Annotated in this window: 22 protein-coding genes; 16 read left to right on the top strand and 6 right to left on the bottom strand. The window is 65.0% G+C overall.

Translation table 11 applies throughout. The annotated features are described in order from the left end of the window. From QF777_10605 to QF777_10590, 4 genes are all read left to right on the top strand, one after another. Positions 1 to 1,330, top strand: a 1,330-nt coding sequence (locus QF777_10605) for an ABC transporter substrate-binding protein (protein MDP6911995.1), incomplete at its 5' end; no start/stop codon positions are given. Positions 1,331 to 1,436: 106 nt separating this feature from the next. Beyond that, the gene (locus QF777_10600) at positions 1,437 to 2,231 is read left to right on the top strand and encodes an ABC transporter ATP-binding protein (GenBank protein MDP6911994.1); all 795 of its coding nucleotides are present in this window, start codon (positions 1,437 to 1,439) and stop codon (positions 2,229 to 2,231) included. Continuing rightward, positions 2,228 to 3,034 carry an ABC transporter ATP-binding protein gene (locus QF777_10595; protein MDP6911993.1) on the top strand — a complete coding sequence of 269 codons (807 nt, stop codon included), beginning with the start codon at positions 2,228 to 2,230 and terminating at the stop codon, positions 3,032 to 3,034. Before QF777_10600 ends, QF777_10595 begins: the two co-directional genes overlap by 4 nt. Positions 3,035 to 3,057: 23 nt before the next feature. After that, complete coding sequence (locus QF777_10590; protein MDP6911992.1) at positions 3,058 to 3,579, top strand: MarR family transcriptional regulator; 522 nt, start codon at positions 3,058 to 3,060, stop codon at positions 3,577 to 3,579. Here the strand turns inward: QF777_10590 and QF777_10585 are convergent. Next, positions 3,576 to 6,023, bottom strand: coding sequence for an FAD-dependent oxidoreductase (locus QF777_10585; GenBank protein ID MDP6911991.1), 2,448 nt, complete (start codon positions 6,021 to 6,023; stop codon positions 3,576 to 3,578). The genes QF777_10590 and QF777_10585 overlap by 4 nt on opposite strands. Before the next feature lie 176 nt (positions 6,024 to 6,199). Here QF777_10585 and QF777_10580 point away from each other — a divergent pair, with 176 nt between their 5' ends. From QF777_10580 to QF777_10545, 8 genes are all read left to right on the top strand, one after another. Continuing rightward, positions 6,200 to 7,570, top strand: coding sequence for an aminotransferase class III-fold pyridoxal phosphate-dependent enzyme (locus QF777_10580; GenBank protein MDP6911990.1), 1,371 nt, complete (start codon positions 6,200 to 6,202; stop codon positions 7,568 to 7,570). Between the two features lie 51 nt (positions 7,571 to 7,621). Next, positions 7,622 to 8,428, top strand: a complete 807-nt coding sequence (locus QF777_10575) for an ABC transporter ATP-binding protein (protein MDP6911989.1) — start codon at positions 7,622 to 7,624, stop codon at positions 8,426 to 8,428. Beyond that, a complete protein-coding gene (locus tag QF777_10570; protein MDP6911988.1) occupies positions 8,425 to 9,288 on the top strand; it encodes an ABC transporter permease subunit in 864 nt (287 codons plus the stop codon). The genes QF777_10575 and QF777_10570 overlap by 4 nt, the downstream gene beginning before the upstream one ends. Before the next feature lie 23 nt (positions 9,289 to 9,311). Continuing rightward, a complete protein-coding gene (locus QF777_10565; protein ID MDP6911987.1) occupies positions 9,312 to 10,253 on the top strand; it encodes a phosphate acyltransferase in 942 nt (313 codons plus the stop codon). A gap of 32 nt (positions 10,254 to 10,285) precedes the next feature. Next, the gene (locus QF777_10560; protein ID MDP6911986.1) at positions 10,286 to 11,083 is read left to right on the top strand and encodes a hypothetical protein; all 798 of its coding nucleotides are present in this window, start codon (positions 10,286 to 10,288) and stop codon (positions 11,081 to 11,083) included. Positions 11,084 to 11,167: 84 nt separating this feature from the next. Continuing rightward, positions 11,168 to 11,743: a WHG domain-containing protein gene (locus QF777_10555; GenBank protein ID MDP6911985.1), complete on the top strand. Its 576-nt coding sequence runs from the start codon at positions 11,168 to 11,170 to the stop codon at positions 11,741 to 11,743. Then, positions 11,740 to 13,287: a polysulfide reductase NrfD gene (nrfD, locus tag QF777_10550; GenBank protein MDP6911984.1), complete on the top strand. Its 1,548-nt coding sequence runs from the start codon at positions 11,740 to 11,742 to the stop codon at positions 13,285 to 13,287. The genes QF777_10555 and nrfD overlap by 4 nt, the downstream gene beginning before the upstream one ends. A 33-nt stretch (positions 13,288 to 13,320) precedes the next feature. Then, a complete protein-coding gene (locus tag QF777_10545) occupies positions 13,321 to 16,134 on the top strand; it encodes a molybdopterin-dependent oxidoreductase (GenBank protein ID MDP6911983.1) in 2,814 nt (937 codons plus the stop codon). 82 nt (positions 16,135 to 16,216) lie between these two features. Here QF777_10545 and QF777_10540 read toward each other — a convergent pair whose 3' ends face one another. Then, positions 16,217 to 16,948, bottom strand: a complete 732-nt coding sequence (locus QF777_10540) for a helix-turn-helix domain-containing protein (GenBank protein MDP6911982.1) — start codon at positions 16,946 to 16,948, stop codon at positions 16,217 to 16,219. Positions 16,949 to 17,045: 97 nt separating this feature from the next. On the opposite strand from QF777_10540, the gene QF777_10535 reads away from it, so the two are divergent. The 3 genes from QF777_10535 to QF777_10525 all read left to right on the top strand — a co-directional run bounded on the left by QF777_10535 (position 17,046) and on the right by QF777_10525 (position 20,609). Then, entirely contained in the window at positions 17,046 to 18,326 is a 1,281-nt protein-coding gene (locus tag QF777_10535) for an amidohydrolase family protein (GenBank protein MDP6911981.1), read from the top strand. 67 nt (positions 18,327 to 18,393) lie between these two features. Beyond that, positions 18,394 to 19,713 (top strand): amidohydrolase family protein, encoded by a 1,320-nt coding sequence (locus tag QF777_10530; GenBank protein MDP6911980.1) that lies wholly within the window; start codon positions 18,394 to 18,396, stop codon positions 19,711 to 19,713. Then, positions 19,710 to 20,609 carry an SDR family NAD(P)-dependent oxidoreductase gene (locus QF777_10525; GenBank protein MDP6911979.1) on the top strand — a complete coding sequence of 300 codons (900 nt, stop codon included), beginning with the start codon at positions 19,710 to 19,712 and terminating at the stop codon, positions 20,607 to 20,609. Before QF777_10530 ends, QF777_10525 begins: the two co-directional genes overlap by 4 nt. A gap of 36 nt (positions 20,610 to 20,645) precedes the next feature. Here QF777_10525 and QF777_10520 read toward each other — a convergent pair whose 3' ends face one another. Genes QF777_10520 through QF777_10505 form a run of 4 tightly spaced genes read right to left on the bottom strand, consistent with a single transcriptional unit; the run spans position 20,646 to position 23,103 of the window. Then, the gene (locus tag QF777_10520) at positions 20,646 to 21,497 is read right to left on the bottom strand and encodes an SDR family oxidoreductase (GenBank protein MDP6911978.1); all 852 of its coding nucleotides are present in this window, start codon (positions 21,495 to 21,497) and stop codon (positions 20,646 to 20,648) included. After that, positions 21,494 to 21,718, bottom strand: coding sequence for a hypothetical protein (locus QF777_10515; GenBank protein MDP6911977.1), 225 nt, complete (start codon positions 21,716 to 21,718; stop codon positions 21,494 to 21,496). The genes QF777_10520 and QF777_10515 overlap by 4 nt, the downstream gene beginning before the upstream one ends. A 33-nt stretch (positions 21,719 to 21,751) precedes the next feature. Continuing rightward, positions 21,752 to 22,027 carry a hypothetical protein gene (locus tag QF777_10510; protein MDP6911976.1) on the bottom strand — a complete coding sequence of 92 codons (276 nt, stop codon included), beginning with the start codon at positions 22,025 to 22,027 and terminating at the stop codon, positions 21,752 to 21,754. Beyond that, positions 22,021 to 23,103: a hypothetical protein gene (locus QF777_10505; protein ID MDP6911975.1), complete on the bottom strand. Its 1,083-nt coding sequence runs from the start codon at positions 23,101 to 23,103 to the stop codon at positions 22,021 to 22,023. The genes QF777_10510 and QF777_10505 overlap by 7 nt, the downstream gene beginning before the upstream one ends. Positions 23,104 to 23,161: 58 nt before the next feature. Between QF777_10505 and QF777_10500 the strand changes: the two genes are divergently transcribed. After that, a complete protein-coding gene (locus QF777_10500; protein MDP6911974.1) occupies positions 23,162 to 23,728 on the top strand; it encodes a TetR-like C-terminal domain-containing protein in 567 nt (188 codons plus the stop codon). Positions 23,729 to 23,826 lie beyond the last annotated feature (98 nt).

The raw sequence follows: 23,826 nt of genomic DNA, 5'->3' as shown, positions 1-23,826 counted from the left end.
GCCTGAGGATGCGGCTGCCTTGTGGTTGGCCGACAACTGTGCCCGTTGGACTGGATGGGCTTCAGCCGATCAGGGTGTCTGCCCCGAGGCCCCGGTCGCTGCTGAAACGCTCTACGACTATGGGGTCACAGATGACACCATCCGGATCGGCGCTATTGCTGACCTCAGTGGAATTTTTGCCCCACTGGTCATCCAGATCATTGATGCCCAGACTTCCTACTGGGACATGGTCAACGATCACGGTGGTATTGACGGCAAGCAGGTCGAGTTCGTCGTACTGGATAACGGCTACGACGTGCCGACCCACCTTGAACGCTACGAAGCGATGAAGGACAAGGACTCTGGCGTGGTGTTCCTCAGCCAGTCGACCGGCTCGCCCCACACGGCGGCGATCGCCGAGGCGTTGGTTGAAGACGGCCTGGGAGCTATTCCGTTGTCGTGGTATTCGGGTTGGCCTGATCCGGCGTTTGGCCAGAACGTTTTCGAGTCATACACCAACTACTGCTATGAGTCGATGAACGCTGTGGACTGGTTGTCAAATAATGTCGTTGAGGGTGACACCAAGCTCGCCGTCATCTCCTACCCGGGTGAGTACGGGCAGGATGGCGCGACCGGTGCCAAGATGGCTGCTGAGGCCCTTGGTATTGAAGTCGTCTATGACGGAGAAGGAGCGGCCATCCCTGGTGCCGATCAGACGCCTGTCATTGCAGGCCTGATTGAGTCGGGGGCAAATCTGGTATGGGCAACTGTGGGGCCAGGGGTGTTCGCCGAGATCTTCGGCGGTGCCGCTGCTCAGGGGTTCATGCCGATCTGGTCGGGTAACTCGCCTACCTACAACTACGTGCTTCTGGCCACGCCGTTGGCACCGGCGCTCGACGCGGTCTACTACCAGTCGAGCTATGTGCCGACGTGGAACACCGGTGGTACATCAGGCATGGAGACGATGGTGGCAGAGCTTCAGGCACGAATCCCGGACAAGCCTCTTTCGGATGTCTACGCAGTGGGTTGGACTGAAGCCATGGCTACGCACCAGATCCTTGAGACCGCAGCTAACAACAAGGACATGACCCGAGCCGGCGTGATTGTGGCGGCCAATGAGACGGTCGTGGACTATCAGGGCCTTGCTCCCAACCAGGGTTACGGCGGCGAGGTGAATGACTTCATCGTGAGGGAGTCGTACATCTTTGACATCCAGGCCGACCTATTTGATGCTGAAGCCACTGTTGCCGGTGGCGGAAGCACAGGTTCGGTAATGCTGGGTGGCGGTCCGATCATGTCGGACCAGGCCCGCGATCACGTCTATGAGGGCGCCTGCTTCTCAGCTGGCTGATCCCCTGTAGAGGAACCGAATACTGATGGAACGAGGGGGTGGCCGACACACCGGCCACCCCCTCAGTCCACAGTGGCAATCGAAAGATCACCACTAGAGGCTCTTGATGCTTGAAGTCGCGAATTTGGAGGTCGTATACAACGAGGTGATCCTCGTCCTTCGCGGCCTGTCAATTGAAGTGCGAGATGGGCAGATTGTCGCTCTCCTGGGAGCCAACGGTGCCGGAAAGACCACGGCTACCAGAGCCATCACCGGATTGTTAGACGTTCATGAGGGCAAGGTCACCAAAGGAACCGTCACTCTTGATGGTGATCGCATCGACGGTCTAGAACCGGCACAAATTGTGCGATTGGGGATCTCGCAGGTGATGGAAGGTCGCCGTGTGTTCGCCGAATTGACGGTTGACGAAAATCTCGTGACCGGGGGCATTACCAGTAACGACCGCAAGGCAATTGCCGAGTCACACGAACGGGTGATGACAATGTTCCCCATTCTGGCCGAGCGCCGTAATTCGACGGCGGGGTATCTATCGGGTGGTGAACAGCAGATGCTGGCCATTGGTCGAGCCCTAATGTCCAACCCGCAGTTGCTGATCCTCGACGAACCATCCCTAGGCCTTGCTCCCAAGTTGGTGGCACAAATCCGTGACCACATCGTCGAGATCAACCAGTCTGGGACCAGCGTCCTTCTTATCGAACAGAACGCCAACATGGCCCTGTCGATCGCGGACTATGGCTACATCATGGAGACCGGAAAGGTTGTCATGGATGGCGAGGCGGCCAAGCTCCTAAAGGACGAGGACGTAAAAGAGTTTTATCTGGGCCTGCACGGAGACGAGGGTGAACGCAAGTCGTTCCGCGATGTGAAGCACTACAAGCGGCGTAAGCGGTGGCTGTCGTGACCGAATCCCGGCTGGCCGACCCGCTTCTGGAGGTTGACGGCATCAGCCTGTCGTTCAAGGGCGTCAAGGCCATTACCGACGTGTCCTTCCAGGTAGGCACGGGAGAGCTGTTCGCCATAATCGGTCCCAATGGGGCCGGCAAGACCTCGATCTTCAACAGCATTAGCCAGGTGTACCACCCTCAGACGGGCGACATCCGGTGGAAGGGCGAGTCGATTATGGGTAGCCGCCCGGACCGGGTGGCCGAACGGGGCATCGCCCGTACGTTCCAGAACATCGAGCTCTTCCCGCACATGACGGTGTTGGAGAACCTCCTACTGGGCCGTCACATTCGTATGGAGCGGTCGTGGTTGGCCGGAGCCCTGTGGTTCGGGCCGGCTAAGCGCGAAGAGATTGATAACCGGCGGGCCGTAGAGGACATCATCGATTTTCTAGAGATCGAGCAGTGGCGTAAGCACCCGGTGGCGCTGCTGCCGTACGGCTTCCAGAAGCGCGTGGAACTGGGTCGGGCACTGGCTATGGAGCCCGAGTTGCTCCTCCTGGACGAGCCTGTGGCCGGAATGAATCTGGAGGAGACCGAGGACATGGCCCGGTTCATCCTCGACATCCGGGAGGAGCTCGGTATCACGATCGTCCTGGTGGAGCACGACATGGGCCTGGTCATGGACATAGCCGACCGGGTACTGGTGCTGGACTTCGGACAACGGATTGCTGAGGGCTCGCCGGCTGATGTGCAGCGAGACCCTGCGGTGATCGCCGCCTATCTAGGCGACGAAGCAGGCCTGGCTGCAGCCGGCTCCTGACCAGGGCCAGCGGAGACTCAACGGTGACTGACGAGCTCCGCGCTGATCCGTTTCTGGAGCGGGCCACCGAGAAGGTGGCCGATGCGCTGCCCGATGTCGACCTCGACCTCTTCCGCCTCTCGTTCGTCCTCACTCGGGCCGCTAACCGGTTCAGTCGCCACGTCGAGTCCACCGTGCACCGTCCCCGGGGCTTGACCACTGCCGGCTTCCGGATCCTGTTCACCCTCTGGTCCAGCGGACCCCTTCCCGCTCACCGGATCGCCCTGTTGGCCGGCTTGTCGAGGGCGTCGGTATCCAGCGTGGTGAACACCTTGGAGCGAGACGGCCGGGTGGAGCGGACGCGCGGAGATGACGATCGGCGGGTGGTGACCGTGTCACTGACGCCGTCCGGTGAGACTGCTGTGCGTGAGACTTACGAAGGCCAGTACGCGCTTGAGCAGACTCAGTACGAAGGCCTGTCCCCGACCGAACGCGCTGCGCTGGCCGAGGCGTTGGCGACGCTGATCGCCACCCCGTTGGGTGGGGGCGTTGGGGAGTTGGCCTAGAGGCGCACCCGGCTGCTGTCTGGGTCGTAGAACGGGCGGAATGAGGCGGTTGCCGGAACTCGGGTGCCGTTCACGTCGACTTCGAAGGTGCCTTCGATTACCTGGGCGCGGGGGGTGTCGGGCTCACATCCCACGTAGCCCATGCCCAGGGCGCCGCCGATCGTGTGGCCGTACATGCCCGAGGTAATCCTCGAGACCAGGACGCCGTCGCGGTACACGGGTTCGTCGTGGTAGAGCAGCGGCGCTGGATCGTCGAGGCGGAACTGCACGAGGCGTCGATCCACCCCGGTTTCGCGCTGGGCCATCAAGGCATCGAGGCCGATGAAGCCACCCGGCTTGTCGAATGCGACGCCCCACGACAGGCCGGCGTGGAGGGGGGTGTCCTCCTCGGCAATGTCGTCGCCCCAGTGGCGGTAGGCCTTCTCCATGCGCAGTGAGTTCATGGCGTGGTAGCCGGCCGGCGTGAGACCCCGTGGTTCACCGGATTCCCAGAGTGCGTCGAAGGCCCCGAGGGCGAACTCGGTGGGTACGTACAGCTCCCAACCCAGCTCCCCCATGTAGGTGCGGCGCACGGCGATGGAACGGGCGTAGCCGAGGTCGATTTCCTGGAGGGTGCCGAACGGGAAGGCTTTGTTGGACAGGTCGGCGTCGGTCAGTGGCGCCACGATGTTGCGGGCCTCGGGTCCGAAGACGCCCAGGACGGCCCAGGCGGAGGTCACGTCGGTGACCGTCATGCGGGCGTCGTCGGGGGTATGGCGCGAGATCCAGTCAGCGTCTTTGATCTGGGTAGAGAAGGCGGTCACCACCAGGAAGCGGTGGTCGTCGAGGCGGTTGACGGTCAGGTCGGCTTCGATGCCGCCCCGGTCGTTCAGCCATGTGGTGTACACCGACGTGCCTGGTTCGACGTCCACGTCGGCCGACGAGATCCGGTTCAGCACGGCGCAGGCGTCCGGTCCCTGGACGAGCAGCTTGGCCAGCGAGGTCTGGTCGAACAGCGCCGCGCCCTCTCGGCACGCCCGATGCTCGTCGGCCGAGTACTCGAACCAGTTCTGGCGACCGAATGTGTACTCGTAGGTCGGCTCCACGCCCTCGGGGGCGTACCAGTTGGGTCGTTCCCAGCCGCCGCCTTCGCCATGGCAGGCACCGAGGTCGGCCAGACGGTCGTGGAACGGCGAGTGGCGTACACCGCGGGCCGTCTCGACCTGGCGGAATGGCCAGTGCATGGCGTACAGCAGGCCGAGGGCCTCCACAGAACGATCGTGGAGATAGCGCCGGTTGGTCTGGAAGGGTTGCATGCGTCGGACGTCGACGTCCCACAGGTCCATTGGTGGCCGACCGTGGACCATCCACTCGGCCAGTACCTTTCCGGCACCCCCGGCTGACTGCATCCCTATCGAGTTGAACCCGGTGGCCACCCAGTGGTTGCGAAGTTCAGGGGTCTCGCCGAGCAGGTAGCGGTCGTCGGGGGTAAACGACTCTGGGCCGTTGAAGAACAGTCGGATGCCCATGTTCTCGAGTACGGGAAGGCGTTCACAGGCCGCCTCATAGACCGGGGCGAGGTGGTCCCAGTCCTCGTCTAGCTGCATGAACGGACGGTCAGTGGGAATGCCGGCCATGCCGAACGGCTTAGCCACTGGTTCGAAGGCCCCGACCATGAGCCGACCGGCCTCTTCCTTGACGTAGATGCAGTTGTCGGTGTCGCGCAGCACCGGCAGGCCAGAGGGCAGATCGGGGATCGGTTCGGTCACCAGATAGAAGTGCTCACAGGCGTGCAGCGGAATGTTGACTCCCACGTCACGGCCCAATTGGTGGGACCACATGCCGGCCGCGGTGACCACGTGCTCGGCGTCGATGGGTCCCTGGTCGGTGTCGACGCCGACCGCCTGGCCATCGGTGGTGCGGATGTGTTCGACGGATACGCCCTCGAAGATCCGGGCGCCCCTCTCCTTGGCCACGTTGGCCATGGCCATGGTGGTGTCCACTGGCGAGGCCTGACCGTCGCCGGGTAGCCAGACACCTCCCACGATGCCGTCGGGGTTCAACAGCGGATAGCGGGCGCACAGGTCGTCAGCGGATATGACTTCCACCTCAACGTCGAACGTGTTGGCCATGCCGGCACCGCGCACCAACTCCTCCATGCGTTCCGGGTTGTCGGCGACGCTGAGCGATCCGACCTTCTTGAAGCCGGTTGCATGTCCCATGTCGCGCTCGAGGGACTCGTACAACTCGGCGGAGTAGGCGGCCAGTCGGGTCATGTTCTGGGTGGCCCGAAGGCAGCCCACGAGGCCAGCGGCGTGCCAGGTGGTGCCGCTGGTTAGCGTGTTGCGTTCCAGTAGGACGACGTCGGTCCAACCCAACTCGGTGAGGTGGTAGGCGATGCTGGCACCCACGATGCCACCACCGATGATGACGACCTGGGCCCGCTCGGGGATCTGTTTGGCCATGTGGAGGGACTCCGGGGATCTCGGGTTGCCGGTGTTTCCGCCCGGTTGGGGGGTCGTCGCTCCGGGCCCTTGCTGTTAGAAGACTTAGCGATTACGTTACAGGCTCTAACGTCAGTGACGCCAGTCACCTACGACCGGTCCGCGCAGTGTACGACCGCATCCCCAGCGGAGGATCCATGAGCACCCATCGAGAACTCGCCCAGAAGCATCTCGTACCCCACTTCACACCGAAGGCGGCATGGCAGAACGATGCCCTGCCCATCATCGAACGAGCTGAGGGCTGCTACCTCTACGACGCCGACGGAGTCGAGTACCTCGATGGCCTAGCCGGTCTGTTCTGCGTGAACATCGGTCACGGTCGGCCCGATCTATCGAACGCGGCGGCCAAGCAGATGAACAAGCTTGCCTACTCCACCAACTGGGGGTTCGCTCACCCGCCAGCCATTGAGGCCGCGGAGATGATCGCCGGCTTTGCCCCTGGGGATCTGAGCGAGACGTTCTTCGTGAGCTCGGGGTCCGAAGCTGTGGAGTCGGCCATCAAGTTCGCCCGCAACTATCACCTGGCCCGGGGAGACGAGGCTCGCTACAAGGTCATCTCTCGTAACTGGGCCTACCACGGCACGACGCTGGGGGCGCTTTCGGTCACCGGTATCCCCAAGTTCCGGGATCCGTATCTGCCGATGCTGTGGGACGGCACCCGCCATGTCTCCAATACCCGTGAGTGCACCTCTCCGGTCGGCACCCCGGCCGCAGAACTGTCCTGTGTGCAGGCCATCGAGGAGATGATTCTGGCCGAGGGCCCCGAGACCATCTCGATGGTTATCGGCGAACCGGTTCAGAACGGTGGTGGTGCCCTGGTGCCGCCCAACGGCTACTGGCAGGAGCTTCGTCGCATCTGCGACCGGTATGGCGTGTTGCTGGTGGCCGATGAGGTCATCTGCTCGTTCGGTCGGTTCGGCCACTGGTTCGCCAGCGAGCGTCTGGACGTGGTGCCCGACATGATCACCTTCGCCAAGGGCGTTACTTCTGCCTACCAGCCGCTCGGCGGGGTGGTCATCCGTGGCCAGCTGGTCGAGGAGCTGTTCGACTCGCCCATGGGTTCGTACGTGCACGGCTCGACGTTCGGTGGGCATCCGGTGGCCACTGCGGTGGCCGTGGCCAACATGACTGCCATGCGTGACGAGGGCGTGTTGCAGCATGTGCTGGACAACGAGGGCTACTTCACCGAGCAGTTGCAGGCGATGGGTGGTGCCCATCGGTCGGTCCGCGAGGTTCGGGGCACCGGCTACTTCTACGCCGTGGACCTTTGCGCTGACTCGGCTGACGACCGCGACCTCAGCCCCACCCAGGAGACCGGCCTGCGGGGCGGGGCGTTGGGCGGCTTCGTCCGCGAAGAGCGGATGACGGTGCGGCCCGATGATCGTGGCTACACCGGCCTGACCATCTCGCCACCGCTGGTCGCAGACCGTGCGATCATCGACGACCTGGTGGCCCGGATCGACCGGGTGATCGACCGGGTCGATGCATGGCTGGGCGACAACGACTAGACCGACAGGGATCGGTCGGGGAACGACACCGGTACTGAGGGGGACCGAAACGTGAAGAATCTTTCAGTCGAGGGGCTGGGCATGGTCTACGAGTTGCCGAAGGGTGGCTCGGTTCAGGCCTTGCACGACGTCTCGTTCGACCTCGAGGCCGGGCGGTTGCTGACGCTGCTTGGGCCCTCCGGGTGCGGCAAGACGACGTTGCTCAACATCATCGCCGGCTTCCTGGCTCCCACGTCGGGGTCGGTAACCCTCGGTGGCGACCCCATCAGGGGGCCCGGCCAAGAGCGGGGCATGGTCTTCCAGCAGGGCGCCCTGTTTGAGTGGCAGTCGGTGGCTCAGAACGTGGCCTTTGGACCCCGGATGAACCGAAAGAAGCGATCCGAGACCAACGAGTTGGTCCAGGACCTGCTGGCCACGGTGGGTCTGCAGGGCTTCGGCGACAAGGCGGTCTACGAACTCTCCGGTGGCATGCAGCAGCGGGTCGCCCTGGCCCGATGCCTCGCCAACGATCCTGAGATCATCCTCATGGACGAGCCGTTGGGTGCCCTCGATGCCCTCACCAGGGAGAAGATGCAGAGTCTCATCCTGAAGCTCTGGCAGGAGACGGGCAAGACGATCGTTCTGGTCACCCACAGCGTGGAGGAGGCCCTCTACCTGGGTGATCGCCTCTTCGTGATGGCTCCGCGTCCGGGTCGCGTGGAGCGCGAATACGAGTTGCCGTTCGCGGCCAAGGGGCTCCACGTCGATCCCCGTGAGATGAAAGCCTCGCCCGAGTTCATCGAGAAGCGCGAGGAGTTGCTGTCGCTCATCTGGGAGATGGAGGAGCAGATCATGGGCCACGATGGAGGTGTGTCGTGAGCATCCCCAGCAGGCTCGCCGGCCACGCGGGAGCGGTTCGCAAGGGGGCCAGTGGCCGCAAGACCGTGACCTTCGGCGATGCCTCGGAGGTCAAGGGTTCCCCGCTTTGGAGCGTCGCCTCACTGCTGTTCGTGGCCTTCATCTGGTGGTGGATCAAGAGCGGAACCGAACCGATGATCAACGACCGGACGTTCCCATCGATGCGTCAGACGTGGGACGCCTTCGTCGAGTTGGCGACCGACGGTTACCGCCGGGTCAGCCTGTGGGACCACACGTGGGCCAGTCTCTGGCGGGTCCTCAAGGGTCTCGTCTACGGGGTGATCGTGGGTGTGCCCGTCGGTTTCGCCATGGGCCTGTCCAACCGGCTACGGGGCATCTTCGACCCCATCGTCGAGTTGCTGCGTCCTGTGCCACCTCTGGCCCTGCTGCCGCTGTTCATCGTGTGGTTCGGCATCGGCGAGGGTTCCAAGGTCAACCTCTTGTTCTTCGCTGCGGTATGGATCATGGTCATCGCGGCTCGGGCCGGGGTACTCGGCGTGCGGGGCTCGAAGGTCCACGCCGCCTATTCCCTGGGTGCCAACAAGTGGCAGATCCTGCGGTACGTGATTCTCCCCAACGCGCTGCCAGACATATTCACCGGCATGCGGGTCGCCCTCGGTGTGTGCTGGGGAACCCTGGTGGCCGCCGAGTTGACCGGGACGACCACCGGCCTCGGAGCAATGATCTTTGCTGCCTCGAAGTTCTTCCGGATGGATGTCGTAGTCGTGTCGATCATCGTCATCGGGGTCATCGGTGTGGCCATGGACCTGGCCATGCGTTTCCTGGAGCGGCGCCTCATCCCTTGGCGTGGCAAGGGTTGAGCTCATCCGGAGATTCCCGCCCGGTGAGTTCCCCGGGGAGTTCAAACGTCCCGGCGGTTGTTTCCGGGTGGTACGAGCTGGCTGCGACAGATCCGGCGCGGGTGGTGCTGGCTGATCTAGGTGACCCCCGAGCCGACTTCGCGGCCATCCAGTTGGTGGACGAAGAGCTTGTGCAGCCCGTCCATCCGATCGTGGACCGTAGCGACGGTCAACAGGCCGAAGCGATCGCCAGGGCCGAGGATGCAGGCCTAGACGTGAGCGACCCGATCGTGGCGGCCACAGTGCTGGTGCGATCCGGAGCAGCTGACGCCGCGGTGGCCGGGGCCACCCGGTCGACGGCCGACGTCCTAAGGGCCGGACTCAAGGTTCTGGGGGTGGCCCCCGGAGTGGAGATGGTTTCGAGCTGCTTCCTGATGGTTCTGGCCGATGGCCGGTTGGTGGCCTACGGAGACTGCGGCGTGGTGCCCGACCCCGATGTGTCCCAGTTGGCCACCATCGCCTCCTCGACGGCCGACACCTGGACCGGGTTGGCCGGTCCAGTCTCCGGGGGCGGTTTACCCCGGGTGGCCATGCTCTCTTTTTCGACGAAGGGCAGTGCCGAACATCCCCGGGTGGACAAGGTGCGGGCCGCCACGGCACTGGTCGCCGACCGGCGGCCCGATCTGACCGTCGACGGAGAGCTGCAGTTCGACGCGGCGATCGTTCCCTCCGTGGCGGCCGTCAAGGCCCCTGGGTCACCGGTGGCCGGCGCGGCGGACGTCTTCGTGTTCCCCGACCTGGACAGCGGCAATATCGCCTACAAGGTCACCGAGCGCCTCGGCGGCGCCCGGGCCTATGGGCCGCTCCTCCAGGGGCTGGACGGGATCCTGCACGATCTGTCGCGGGGCTGTTCGGCGGCTGACATCGTCGACGTGGCGGTCATCGCCGGGCTGCAGGCGCGCTCAAGCGGCGCTATCGGCACCTGATTGACCGGAATACGGGAACAGGAGACGTACCGGTGTCGCTGTCTGCCGTCTTCCTCGTGCTGGCCTCGACGGTCCTCCACGCCGGTTGGAACGCCCGCCTGCATCGGGGGGGTGACCCAGAAGTGGTCATCGCGCTGGCCTACCTCTTCGTAGGGATCGTGCTGCTGCCCGCTGCGGTGGTCGACCCACCGGGCGAGGTGATGGGTTGGGTGCTGGCCTCGTCGTTGGCCCAAGGCCTGTACATGGGCCTGCTCGGTTCGGCCTACCGGGCGGGGAGCCTCAGTGTGGCCTACCCGATCGCGCGCGGCACGGCCCCTCTGCTGGTCGGCCTCGGGGGTTGGCTGCTCCTCGACGAGACCCCGTCGGCGTTCACGGCGATGGGTCTGGTCGTCCTGGTCGTCGGCCTGCTCTCGCTGGCCGGGGTGGGAACACAGCGTCAAGAGCTTCGGGCTGTAGTGCTGGCCGCGGCGACCGGGTTGTGCACGGTGGGCTACTCCCTGATCGATGCACGCTCTGTCGATCTCACCGGGGCCATGGGCTACATGTCGGTGATCATGATCATCAGTTCGGTAGGTGTCCTGACGGTGAGGCGTCCCGGCATGGACCGGGTTCGACCGGTGCTGGGCCATGCCGCGGTGGTGGGCGTCGGGCAGGGCGGGGCGTACGGCCTGATCCTGATGGCCTTCCAGCAGGCCCAGGCCGGGCAGGTGACCGGACTCCGTCAGGTTTCGGTGGTCCTAGGCGTGCTCATTGCCCGGGAATCCCTCGGCCCACGGGCCATGTGGGGTGCCGTGCTGGTGACCGTTGGTGCCGGGCTGGTGGTGTGGTGAGCAACATGAAGAGAGAGATGGTGTTGCAGTAAATGTGGCTCCCTCTAACTGGCACGTGAGAGTCTCTAACACTAGGGTTCGACCATGAGCCGCCGGACGTTGGACACCGATCAGGTCGTGGATTCGGCGGCTGCACTGGCCGACTCCGAAGGCCTTGATGCCGTGACCCTCACCCGGGTGGCCTTGCTGCTCGGGGTCCGTCAGCCTGCCCTGTACCGGCACATCGACAGCTACGACGCCCTCGTCCGGGCACTCGGACTCCGGGGCCGTGAGATCCTGGCAAGCCGACTCGGCGAGGCCGCCGTGGGTCTGGCTGGCGACGACGCGGTTCGGGCCATGGGTCGGGCCTGGCGGGCCATGGTCGGTGACCACCCGGGCCTCTACGCAGCCACCGACCGCTACCCGTGTGCCGGTGACGCGGAGCTGGAAGAGGCCGTTGAACGGGTCGTAGCCGTTCTGGGTCAGGCGCTGGTCGCCTATGGGCTGGCCGACGTCGACCGGGTGCACGCCGCCCGGTCGATGCGAAGCGCCCTCCACGGCTTCGCCCACCTCGAGTCCGGTGACGGCCACCCTCATCCCGTCGACCTCGACGAGAGCTTCGACCGCCTGGTCGACCTGTTGTGTGCCGGTATCCACCAGATGGTCCCAGGGGCCTCGTGACTCGCCTCGGATTCGTCCTCGACTCCAGCAGTTGCATCGGCTGCCATGCCTGCACGGTGGCCTGCAAGAGCGAGCACAACGTGCCGCTGGGTGTGAACCGCACGTGGCTCAAATACGTGGAGACGGGCACCCACCCCGACACCGACAGGCTGTTCTCGGTTATGCGGTGCAACCAGTGCGAAGACGCTCCGTGCATGACCATCTGTCCCACGTCGGCGCTGTATCGGGCCGACAACGGCGTGGTCGACTTCCAGGACGACGACTGCATTGGCTGCAAGGCATGCATGAACGCCTGCCCTTACGACGCCATCTATCTCAACCCCGAAACCAATACCGCCCACAAGTGCAACTTCTGTAACCACCGGATCGAGGACGGCCTCGAGCCGTCGTGCGTGATCGTGTGCCCCACCCAGGCCATCCGGGTGGGCGACCTCGACGATCCGGGCAGTGAGATCAGCCGGCTGCACGCCGACGGGGGCCTGGTGCGGTCGCCGGAGCAGAACACCCGGCCCAAAGTCATCTACAGGGGGGCCACCGCCTCGTCGTTGGACCCGCTCGCCTCAGCCATTTCCGACGACGGGTTGATCTGGGCCGACACCACCCCCGGTCACTCCACGCCCACACCGGTGGCTCTGACTGTCGCGCCCACCAGGGACGACGGCGAGCCCATGGCCCGAACCGCCTACACCACCCAGCACCCGCCGGTCTGGGGTTCGATGGTGTCGGGCTACCTGGTGACGAAGGCCATTGCGGCGGGCGTGATGCTGGTCGCCTCGCTGTTGGTGGTGCTAGGCCACGGTGACGAGCGATCGGTGGTCAGTGTGGTTCCGCCGCTGGTGGCCGGAGTCTTCCTGGTGCTGACCGGCGTCCTGCTGGTCGGTGACCTCAAGCAGCCGAAGCGGTTCTGGTACCTGCTGATGAAGGGCAACTGGACCTCGTGGCTGGTCAAGGGGGCGTGGGTGCTGGGCGCCTTCGCCGTCTGTCTGGCCGCGTGGTGGGTGGCCGGCCTGGCTGATGCCGGTGGTGTGCTCCCGGTGCTCGTGGTGCCAACCGTGCTGCTGGCACTGGGTACCGCGGGCTACACGGCCTTCCTCTTCGGTCAGTGCGAGGGTCGTGATCTCTGGCAGGAACCCCTGTTGTTGCCCATCCTGTTGGCCCAGGCCGTCATGGCCGGTGGGGCCTCGTGGTCGCTGTTCGATCAGTTCCTCGACGTGCCGTCCCACGAATCAGTCAAGTGGCTGTTTCTGGCTGGTCTGACGGCCAACGCCGCCCTTGTCGGCGCCGAGTTCCGCGGTGGCCACTCCCGACACGTGACCATGGCGCTCGCTGACCTGCGTCATGGGGACCAGAAGAAGCGGTGGCGCGAGTGGCTCTTCTGCACTGTGTTCGCGATGTTGTTCCTGAGTCTGGATATTTTGCTGGGCAATTTCGTGTTCGACTGGACCGGCCCAGTCCAGCCCATTGTTCCCCTGGCTGCGCTGTACGGCCTGTTCGCCTACGAGGACGCCTACGTCCGGGCCGGCCAGTCGGTCCCCCTCTCGTAGCTACCGCCTCCCTTGACCTCACCGGAGCCTGAGATGACCGAGACCCTGTCCGCCTACCCGCCCGAAGAGTCGTGGGACCACGTCGAGTCCCTCGACCCGACCGCCTGGCCCACCAAGGTGCGTCGCGCCCATCGTCTGGTGCCGACCACCTGCTTCAACTGTGAGGCCAACTGCGGATTGCTGGCATGGGTGGACAAGGACACCGGAAAGATCACCAAATTCGAGGGAAACCCCGTGCATCCGGCGAGCCGCGGCCGCAACTGCGCCAAGGGTCCGGCCACCATCAACCAGGCCGAGGACCCCGAGCGGATCCTGCATCCCATGAAGCGTGTGGGCGATCGGGGCGAAGGCCTCTGGGAACAGATCTCGTGGGATCAGGCGCTCGACGAGATCGGTGATCGGATCGGCACGGCATTACGCGAGGACCGCCACGACGAGATCATGTACCACGTTGGTCGGATGGGCGACGACAGCTACATGGAGCGGGTCCTCCACAGCTGGGGCATCGATGGCCACAACAGCCACACCAACATCTGTTCCAGCGGTGCCCGGGTGGGCTACGCGTCGTGGATGGGCTTCGACCGCCCTTCGGCCGACTTCGCCAACGCCGAGGTCATCTTCCTCATCTCGTCGCACCTCGAGGCCGGCCACTACTTCAACCCGCACGCCCAACGGATCATCGAGGGCCAGAAGAACGGCGCCACGGTCATCTGCGTCGATCCGCGACTCTCCAACACGGCGGCCAAGGCTGACCACTGGATGTCACCGTGGCCCGGCACCGAAGCGTTCATGCTGCTGGCCATTGCCCGGCTGCTGCTGGTCGACGACACCTGGGACGCCGACTTCTTCGAGCGGTGGGTCAACTGGGAGACCTTCCTCACCGAGGCCCGACCTGACCTGGAGCCCAACTTCGCCAACGTTCGCCAGGCCCTCATCGACCAGTATGCCGAGTACACCCCGGCCGAGGCGGCACGGGTGTGCGGCCTCCACGAGGACCAGATCCTCGAGGTGGCCAAGGTCATCGGCGACGGCCTTGGAAAGTTCGCGTCGCACACATGGAGGGCCTCGTCAGCCGGCAACGAGGGTGGCTGGATGGTGGCCCGCTGCCTGCAGTTCCTGAACGTGCTGACTGGATCGGTCGGCACCGAGGGTGGCACCAACGCCAACGGGTGGAACAAGTTCATCCCCGTCACCCCGATCCACCCCAAGCCCCAGGCCCGGTGGAATGAGATGCAGTGGCCGATCGAGTACCCGCTCAGCCACCATGAGCTGTCGATTCTGCTGCCCCATTTCCTGAAGGCCGGTCGGGGCCGCATCGATACCTACTTCACCCGGGTCTACAACCCGCTGTGGACCAACCCAGACGGGTTCACCTGGATGGAGGTGCTGCGCGACCCGGAGCTCGTCGGCTGCCACGTGGCGCTCACCCCGACATGGAACGAGTCAGCGTGGTTCGCCGACTACGTGCTGCCAATGGGCATAGCGTCCGAACGCCACGACGTATCCAGCTTTGAGACCCACAACGGGCGATGGATCGGTTTCCGCCAACCCGTGAACCGTCGCCATCGCGAACTAGAGGGCGAGACCTTCGAGCGCACGCATGAGGCCAACCCGGGCGAGGTGTGGGAGGAGCAGGAGTTCTGGATCGACCTGTCGTGGCGGATCGACCCCGACGGGGCGCTCGGCATCCGCCAGCAGTTCGAGAGCCAGACTGATCCGGGCGCCCCGCTCAGCCTCGACGAGTACTACTCGATGCTGTTCGAGGGTTCGGTCCCCGGGCTGCCCGAGGCAGCGGCCAAAGAGGGTCTGACCCCGCTGGAGTACATGCGACGCAAGGGATCGTTCGCCCTGCCAGGCGACCAGACGCAGGTCTACGAGCGGGAGGTGTCCGAGGACGACCTGAACGGAGCGGTACGCGATGCAGCTGGCGTGTGGCGACGCCCAGGCACCGCTGGCTCGCACAACTCGCTAGACGAGATCACCGGCCACATGCCATTCATCGGAGACGGCTCACCGGCCGTGGACATCGACGGGGAGGCGAAGTTCGGCTTCCCGACGCCGTCCAAGAAGTTGGAGTTCTTCTCAGAGACCATCCGGGACTGGGGTTGGCCCGAGTATTCGATGCCTGCGTTCATCCGTAGCCAGGTCCACTGGGAGGACCTGGACATGACGGCCGGAGAGCGGATCCTCGTGCCGACCTTCCGGATCCCGACGCTCATACACACCCGGTCCGCCAACAGCCAGTGGCTCAATGAGATCAGCCATCGACACCCGCTGTGGTTGCACCCGGGGGACGCCGAACAACTGGGCATTGACGAGAACGGCCTGGTGCGAATCACCACGCGGACCGGCCACTTCGTGATCCAGTCGTGGCGGACCGAGGGGATTCGTCCCGGAGTGGTGGCGGCCAGCCACCACATGGGCCGGTGGCGCCTCGAAGAGGATGAGGCCCGATCCTGGGGGGCCGGCAAGGCGTCCATCGGACAGGACGACGACGGTCGCTGGCGCCTGCGGCGCGAGCATGGAGCAGAGGCCTATGAGAGCGACGACCCGGACACCGGCCTGATCTGGTGGACCGACACCGGCGTGCACCAGAACCTGACCTTCCCCGTGCAGCCTGACCCGATCAGCGGGATGCACTGCTGGCTGCAGCGGGTCACCGTGGGTCCCGCTGAGGAAGGCGACGCCTACGGTGACGTCGTGGTCGACACCGCGGCCTCACATCGAATCTTTGAGGAGTGGTTGGCCAAGACCCGGCCCGGGCCCGGACCAGGGAACCTGCGGCGCCCACTATGGATGGCCCGTCCGGTCAAGCCACAGGCCACCGCGTACAACTACGACGCCTGAACGCCGGGTCGCTACAACGGGCTGGTCGCCCGGCGGTCAGCATCCCGTCGCTCTGCGACAAACGGGCGACCTGTAAGTGGGCCTAGAGGTAGGCGTTGGCTGAGAGGTCGGCGGGCACTACCGAGTCGACGACGGCTCGCAGGGTGGCCTCGAACAGGGAGGGTAGATCGGCCGGTTCGGCCAGCGCCTCGAGGGTGGACAGTTCGAGGCCAGTGGATTCCGCTCCCCCCAGCACTGACGTCCTCCGCAGGGACGAAGGCGTCCGGTCATCGATGAGGGTGGCCACGATGAACCCTCCGACGCAGGCTGTGATGGCCCGCATGGCGTCCCGGGCCGTCGGGCCGACCACACCCGCATCCTGAAGTTCGCGGGCCATGGCCAACTCCAGCTGGCGGGCGTGCAGTGACGAGGCACCGGCCGCCGCGGCTAGTCGGGTGACCTCCCGGTGGTCGACCGCGCTGCTCCAGATCATCCGGGCCACGGCCTGCACTCGGTCGCGGGCCGTTTCGCCCTCGATTTGTTGCTGGGCCAGACGCTCGCCGTGGCGTTCGACTAGCGCGGTGACCAGGTCGTCCCGGTTGCCGACGTGCCAGTAGATAGAAGTGGTGGCTACACCCAACTCAGCTGCCAGTCGACGCATGGTCAGGGCACTGGCGCCCTCGTCCTCCACCAGAGCAATGGCCCGGTCGAGGATCTCGCCGGCATCCAACCCGGCTCGACGGCCCGGACCGACATCGCTTCCGGAACTCTGGGGAACTGCTTGGTGAGGTGGCTGGGTGGCCATGAGATCTCCGTCGTCCGCCCGGGTTGCCATCGGACGTGTTCTCTGCGACAGTGTACAAGAGATCATGTGACGCTGTCCAAGGAGGGTGGTCGTCCATAGGCACGGGCAGGGCCCGGGGGAGTACACGATGGAACGGGAAGTCAGCACAGGAAGCGAGCCGTACGTCGTCGTCTCGTCGGACACCCATGCCGGTCTGCAGTGCGAGGAGTACCGGCCCTACCTCGAATCATCGCTGCATGAGGAGTTCGACGTCTACGTAGCCGAACGCCACCGGCATCGCCAGATTGCTGAAGAGGTTAACGCTGAGTTCATCGCCGAATGGGAGGGCGATAACGAGTGGGGTCTGCAGGGTGCCTACGACCCCGAGGTGCGTGATCCAGTGCTGGACGCCGACGGGGTGGCCGGGGAGATCATCTTCGCTGACGGTGATGCGGTGACCGGTCAGGAGTCGCCGCCCTTCGGTGCCGGTCTGGCCGCCGGCCAGATAACTGATGCCCGCCAGGCCTTCGGCGGCGCCCGCGCACACAACCGCTGGTTGGAGGAGTTCTGTGCCACCGACCCGGTACGTCGGGCCGGCGTAGCGCTGGTACCTGTGGTCCACGACGTGGACGAAGCAGTCAGAGAGGTCGAAGCACTGGCCGGCAAGCCCGGTATCCGCGGCGTAATGGTCCCGACCCTGTGGCATGGCCACCCGCCCTACGGCTCGGACCACTACGACCGCTTCTGGGCGGCGTGCGCCGATGCCGGCCTGGTGGTCCACACACATTCGGGGGAAGCCGACTTCGACGCCTACGGCGACAACGTGGCCATGTACATCAGCGAGGTCCCGTTCTGGACCCACCGGATCCTCTGGCAACTCCTCTTCTCGGGGAAGTTCGACAAGTTCCCGAACCTGCGGTATGCCGTGGTGGAGTGTGGGTCTTTCTGGGTAGGCGACCTGCTGTGGAAGGCCGACGTGAACTTCGGTGCCAGTTTCAAGATCAAGAAGATGGGTTCCCGGATGAAGGGCCTGATCTCCCGCCTGCCGTCGGAGTACTTCGGCGAAAACGTGTTCATCGGCGCCTCGACCATGTCACGCGAGGAGGTCCGTCGCCGCCACGTCAACGGTATCGATGCCCTCATGTGGGGGACCGACTACCCGCACCCCGAGGGGTCGTGGCCCAACACCCGGGCCCGCCTGAGGAACGACTTCCAGGATGCGACCATCGAGGACACCCGTCGTTTACTGGGCCTGAACGCGGTTGACTGCTACGGCCTCGACGAGGCCGGCCTGCAAGCCGTGGCCGACCGGATTGGTCCTACCCCCGCAGACCTGGGACAGTCGCCGAATGTGCGCACTGCTTCCGACGCCACCCGCACCGCCCGTTGGTGGCTGGACGAGTACGGCTGCGAGATGCAGTACGGCTGAGACCAGATTTCTGAGATTGGCGCCCTGGTACCGATACCCGGGCGAGTAGGGAAACGGAGGACGAACAGTGTCCGAGCAGAGCAATCAGGAGCCGAACAGGTCCGACCACCACGTGGTCATCTCGGCGGATACCCACTGCGGTGCCGCCCTGTGGGACTACAAGGAGTACCTCGAGAAGCGGTACCACGAGGACTTTGACGACTGGGCCCGCAGCATCGAGGAGGGTGAGCGGCGGACCGCTGAGGTGTTCAAGGACGCTGAGCGGTCACCCCTGAATGTGGGCGTCGACGGCGACCCGGCTGTCGACGGAAACCGCAACTACGACTCCGACCGTCGCCTGCGCGAGCAGGAGGCCGATGGGGTGGTGGCCGCGGTGCTGTTCCCTAACACCCAACCGCCCTTTGCTCCGGCGGCAGCCAGTCAGTTCGAGGCCCCCGCCTACAGCGACAACTACGGCCACCGGTGGGCCGGCCTGAGGGCTCACAACCGGTGGCTGCTGGATTTCGTATCCGAGGCACCGGAACGGAGGGCCGGTATCGGTCAAATTTTCTTGGGCGACGTCGAGGGGTCGGTGGCCGAGATCGAGTGGGCGGCAGAGAACGGCCTGCGAGGCGGCATCCTGCTTCCTGGCACGCCGCCTGATTCGCCGTTTGAGCCGCTCTACTCAAAGGCCTACCGACCTATCTGGGCTGCCGCCGAAGCGTGTGGTATGCCCTTGAACCATCACTCGGGTGGGGCCACCCCTAACTTCGGGAACCATTTCCCGGCTTCGTTGGCCATGTTCATGCTGGAGGTGACCTGGTGGAGCCAGCGGGCGCTATGGCACCTGATGTTCTCGGGCGTGTTCGAGCGCCATCCGGACTTGCAGTGGGTGAACACCGAGAGTGGGACGGCCTGGGTACCGGACACCCTGGCCCGTCTCGATGACTTCTACGACCGGATGAAGACCTCGAAGTACGGATCGGAGGCCATCTTTGGCGGTGCGGCCGTCGCCGAGATGTCGCTCACCCCGTCGGAGTACTGGCAGCGCCAGTGCCACGTGGGTGCCAGCTTCCTGCGACCCACCGAGGCCGCCGTGGTGCGCCAGATCGGTGTCGACAAGGTCATGTGGGGATCGGACTACCCCCATATCGAGGGCTCGCATCCCAATACCGATGAGCACTTGCGGCTCACATTCGGAGAGATGACCGCTGACGAGGCCACGCAGATCCTGACCACCAATGTGGCGAGGCTGTACCGGTTCGACGTTGCGGCCCTGCAGGCCCTGGCCGACCAGCACTGTCCGACCAAGGCCCACGTGGCGTCAGGCATCGCCTACGGCAATATCCCCGAGACCGCCAAGGGCTGCCCTGGCATGGCGCCCCAGAATCAGGTGCAGGTGGCATGAGTGGCCTGACGCCGTTGGAGGTTGCTGACTCGGTCGCCGTGGTCACCGGTGGAGCTAATGGCATCGGGCGGGGCATCGTCCGGGGTCTATTGGAGGCCGGTGCCACCGTGGTGGTGGCTGACATCGAACAGGACGTGCTGGACACGACGGTGGCCGCCCTCTCAGCCAGCCACCCCGGTCGGATCACCGGTGTGGTCACCGACGTCATCAATGACGCGTCCACCGACGCACTGGCCGACCACGTCTACGCCACCCACGGTCGCTGCAACCTGCTGTTCAACAACGCTGGCGTGGGTTCAGGCGGTGGTGGACGGATGTGGACTCACGAGCCCAACGATTGGCGTTGGTGCTACTCGGTGAACGTGTTCGGCGTGGCCAATGGCGTCATGTCGTTTGTGGGACGGATGCTCGAGTCGGGTGAACCTGGCCACGTGGTGAACACGTCGTCCGGCGACGGGGGTTTTGCCCCGGTTCCCAACGCCGCGGTATACGCCTCATCCAAGGCAGCAGTCAGTTGTCTGACCGAGGCTCTTGCTCACCAGTTGGCCGAGGACTCCGAAGTGGTCGGTGCGTCGGTTTTCTACCCGTCAGGGGGCCTAATGGACACGGGTCTGTTTACCTCCTACCGGAACCGTCCGACGGAACTGGAACGGGTGCGGGGAGGTACCGGTCGGGCATCGATGACCTTCACTCAGATGAAAGATCTTCTAGAGAAGGCGGGCCGGGAGATCAAGGTCGCCGACCTTGACGAGATGGGTCGGTGGGTCGTGGAGTGCGCGTCACAACGTCAGTACGTGATCGCCCGGGATCTCGATACCACCATCGACCTGCTCCACCGGCGGGCCGACGCTATCGACCGTCGGGACCTCCCACCCCACCACCAGATGGGACTCTGATCCCCCGACACGTGGACTGGGAAGACCCCTCTCAACTCAGCTGGCGTTGGAGCCCCCCAGTGGGTTGACCAAGCCCTCGTCGTTGGCCGGACGGCTACGGGACAGGAACGCCCCGGCATCAGCCAGCACGAACTGTCCAGTGATGCACCGGGCCAGGTCGCTGGTGAGGAATACGGCCAGTCTGGCCAACTCATCGTGTTCGACCATGCGCCGCAGAGGTGTCGAGGCCACCAGAGCGGTCACTCGTTCCTTGGTGAACGCGGGGGCCACCATTTCGGTGAGTGTGGTCCCGGGGGCCATGGCATTCACCCGGATCCCATTCGGACCCAACTCGACCGCCATGGTGGTCACCAAGTGGTTGATGGCGGCCTTCGCCGCGGCGTAGACCGCGTTGTAGGGCGCCGGCCGGGTGGTCTCACCCGATGTCACGAACAGGATCGACCCGTTGGTGCTGGCCTGCAGCATGGCCTCGGCCTCGGCACGGGCGCACAGGGCAGCCACGACCAGGTTCTGGTCGACGATGTCGCGCCAGTCGTCGGCCCGGTTGGCCACGAAGGGCTGTGGTCGTCGCCCTGGGGGCAGCATTCCGACGTTGTTGACCGCGAGGTCCAGTCCGCCGAGGTGGTCGACGGTGGCGGTAACCAGAGATTCCACGGCCTCATCGTCCCGGCAGTCGGCGGGCACAGCCACTGCTCGACCCGAACCGTCTGACGTTCCGGCCTCGGTGTTGATCTCCGCGACGACGGCCTCGGCCCGCTCGGGCACCAGGTCGTTGACGGCCACGTCGGCCCCAGCGCGAGCCAGCCAGCGGGCGATCTCTCGTCCGATGCCGGCACCGGCACCGGTGACCAGTGCACGTCGGCCACCATGGTCAATGGTGATGGTCATGGGTTACCTCCCGTGGTGACGGTGAGCAGCGTCAGTACCTCGTCGACCACGCCATCGGCCCGCCGCCGGATCTCGTCAGGGTCGACGCCCCCGATCGGATGAGCCACCGAGACCACCCGCAGGTCAGCCAGGCCCAGGTCGTAGGCCGTCTGGTCAGCCAGTTCCCGCAGGGCCCCAGTCGCCACCAGGACGGTGGGCCGGCCAGCTGCTTCGAGCTTCACAGAGTCGTGGACACTCCACGACGTACAACTTCCTCAATCAGCGGTGCCGGTGAGGATCACGTCGACCTCCTCAGCTAGTAGGTCGAGAACCTGATCCCCACAGGGAATGGCAGCGTTCTTGGTTGCCGTGTGGACCACGGTGGCTCCGGTGCGCTCAGCGAGCCGCTTGGCTAGCTGCTCGAGCAGGACGTCGGCGTTGGGCTTGCGGTTGTCCAGGATGCCAATACGGCATCCGGCCAGCACCGTCGGCGAAGGAGCCCGCTGGGCTGGGGGCGTGGCAACGTCGCCGTCAGGCCGGTGGATCAACATGAGTCGAGACCTGCTTCTGGACAGGTGGTCTTCGAAAGGATGGGCAGGGTCACGCTTTGGGTCATGCCCCAACTGGGAATCACCGAACTGTGTTTGCCGGGTCCACCAACCACGAGGATCCGGATGTTGTCCGGGTGGGCGGTCATTGGAGCGGGGTCGTGGTCGCCAAGCCGTTCCATCCATGGTTCCCAGGCTCGGAGGGTGAATGCCCGCTTGAGTTCGGCGGCCGGAAGGCGGGCCTTCTGAAACAGGTAGGACACCACGTCACGACGCGACCAACCGGCATCGGCACATGTGGCGGCATGCTCCGGGCAGAGCGCCACCAGGTACTCGCCCTGGCTGATGCAGGCGTTGTTCTGGGCTGTGGTGGCCATGGCCGAGGCCACCTTGTCGAGGATGCGTGCCGGGTCGTCGGATTCCATGTCATGCACGTTGTGGGGCGCCTCACCGCAGTGCACGGTCACCGCCGAGGCCGTATCCACGCCGATGGTTGTCGGGTAGGCGGGCCACGGAGAGGCGTCGACATTTTCTGCCACGCAGTAGCCGTATTTGGCTGGGCTGCCCTGAGTGGAGGCGTCGCCGTCCCCGGGCGTGGCTCCAGCCACATGGAGGAGCACCAAGCGCATGGCTCGACCGGTAGCGGCGTTGGCCCGGTTGCCGGGACCGAAGGCTCCGAGGCCGCCGTGGTAGCCGGCGGTGCGGGCTATTTCGCCGTGGACGATCAGCAGTGGCGCCACGCAGTGGGTCGTCGCGTTCACCCCCCGTAGGTTCAGCTCGGGTTGGGACAGTGCCCTGACGGCGGCTTCCAGGACGGGGAGGTGCGCTGGGAGGCAGCCGGCCATCACCGCGTTGATGGCCAGGGTTCGTCGGGTGGCCTCGCCGAAGCGGGGGGGAAGTACGGCGATGACAGCGTCGCCGGGGTTCCCGGCCAGCATGGCATCGACCCGCTCGGGGGTGGGGGCGATCACGGGGAGGCCGTCCCCCCAGCCGTGTTCAGCTAGTGCATTCACTAGGTCGGCACCGTCGTCGACTTGAAGCAGGACGGAGGTTGGGTCGTTTAGACTGTCTACATTCATCAGACTCAAGTCTGACAGATGTTGACAGAGTCGGCAACAGGGGGTTGAATCGACGGCTATGGCGGCGCGCCGGGGAGTCACGTCAGAACAGGTGGCCGAGGCCGCACTGGCGATGCTGGACGAAGCTGGTCGTCTCGAAGCGGTTCGACCTTCTGCTGTGGCAGATCGACTGGGCATTCGCAGCCAGTCTCTCTACGCCCACGTAGACGGGACCGCTGGACTGCGTCGCCTGCTAGCACTGTTGTGCCTCGACGAGTTGGCTGGTCTGGTCACGACAGCGGCAGTTGGCCGCTCGGGACGAGACGCGGTCGAGGCCATTGTCCGAACGCAGTTGGACCACGCGTTGGCGCACCCGGGCCGGTCCGAGGCCACGGTCCACCCACCAGGCAACGATCCGGAACTGGTGGCGTCAATCGAACGGGCTGGCGGACCACTTCAGACCGTGCTGACCTCGCTAGGCCTTGATACCGAGAATCGAGTCCACTGGGTCCGTCTGCAACTAGCCATCACGACCGGGTACGCCGCACTAGTGCGCGACGGCCGACTGACCTTGTCGCCGGAACCGTCGACCACTGTCGACCATCTAGTGGGTGTGCTCCTTGACCGATTGGAAAGCGTTGCGTGAGTCAGCTGGACGGGTCGGTGTCGATGATGAACCATGGGACGACCTGACGGCCGAGCGTATGGCGGCTCGATCCCTGTTCGAGTCGACGGAAGGACTCA

The organism is Acidimicrobiales bacterium, assembly GCA_030747595.1.
Lineage (GTDB): Bacteria > Actinomycetota > Acidimicrobiia > Acidimicrobiales > MedAcidi-G1 > UBA9410.
This window is presented reverse-complemented; position numbering and strand designations above follow the sequence as displayed.

Coding starts and splice junctions, on each gene's coding strand:
- QF777_10520 (MDP6911978.1), bottom strand. CDS start 21,497: ATGACCATCACCATTGACCATGGTGGCCGACGTGCACTGGTCACCGGT.
- QF777_10535 (MDP6911981.1), top strand. CDS start 17,046: ATGGAACGGGAAGTCAGCACAGGAAGCGAGCCGTACGTCGTCGTCTCG.
- QF777_10555 (MDP6911985.1), top strand. CDS start 11,168: ATGAGCCGCCGGACGTTGGACACCGATCAGGTCGTGGATTCGGCGGCT.
- QF777_10510 (MDP6911976.1), bottom strand. CDS start 22,027: ATGTTGATCCACCGGCCTGACGGCGACGTTGCCACGCCCCCAGCCCAG.
- QF777_10600 (MDP6911994.1), top strand. CDS start 1,437: ATGCTTGAAGTCGCGAATTTGGAGGTCGTATACAACGAGGTGATCCTC.
- QF777_10580 (MDP6911990.1), top strand. CDS start 6,200: ATGAGCACCCATCGAGAACTCGCCCAGAAGCATCTCGTACCCCACTTC.
- QF777_10505 (MDP6911975.1), bottom strand. CDS start 23,103: ATGAATGTAGACAGTCTAAACGACCCAACCTCCGTCCTGCTTCAAGTC.
- QF777_10540 (MDP6911982.1), bottom strand. CDS start 16,948: ATGGCAACCCGGGCGGACGACGGAGATCTCATGGCCACCCAGCCACCT.
- QF777_10500 (MDP6911974.1), top strand. CDS start 23,162: ATGGCGGCGCGCCGGGGAGTCACGTCAGAACAGGTGGCCGAGGCCGCA.
- QF777_10525 (MDP6911979.1), top strand. CDS start 19,710: ATGAGTGGCCTGACGCCGTTGGAGGTTGCTGACTCGGTCGCCGTGGTC.
- QF777_10585 (MDP6911991.1), bottom strand. CDS start 6,023: ATGGCCAAACAGATCCCCGAGCGGGCCCAGGTCGTCATCATCGGTGGT.
- QF777_10545 (MDP6911983.1), top strand. CDS start 13,321: ATGACCGAGACCCTGTCCGCCTACCCGCCCGAAGAGTCGTGGGACCAC.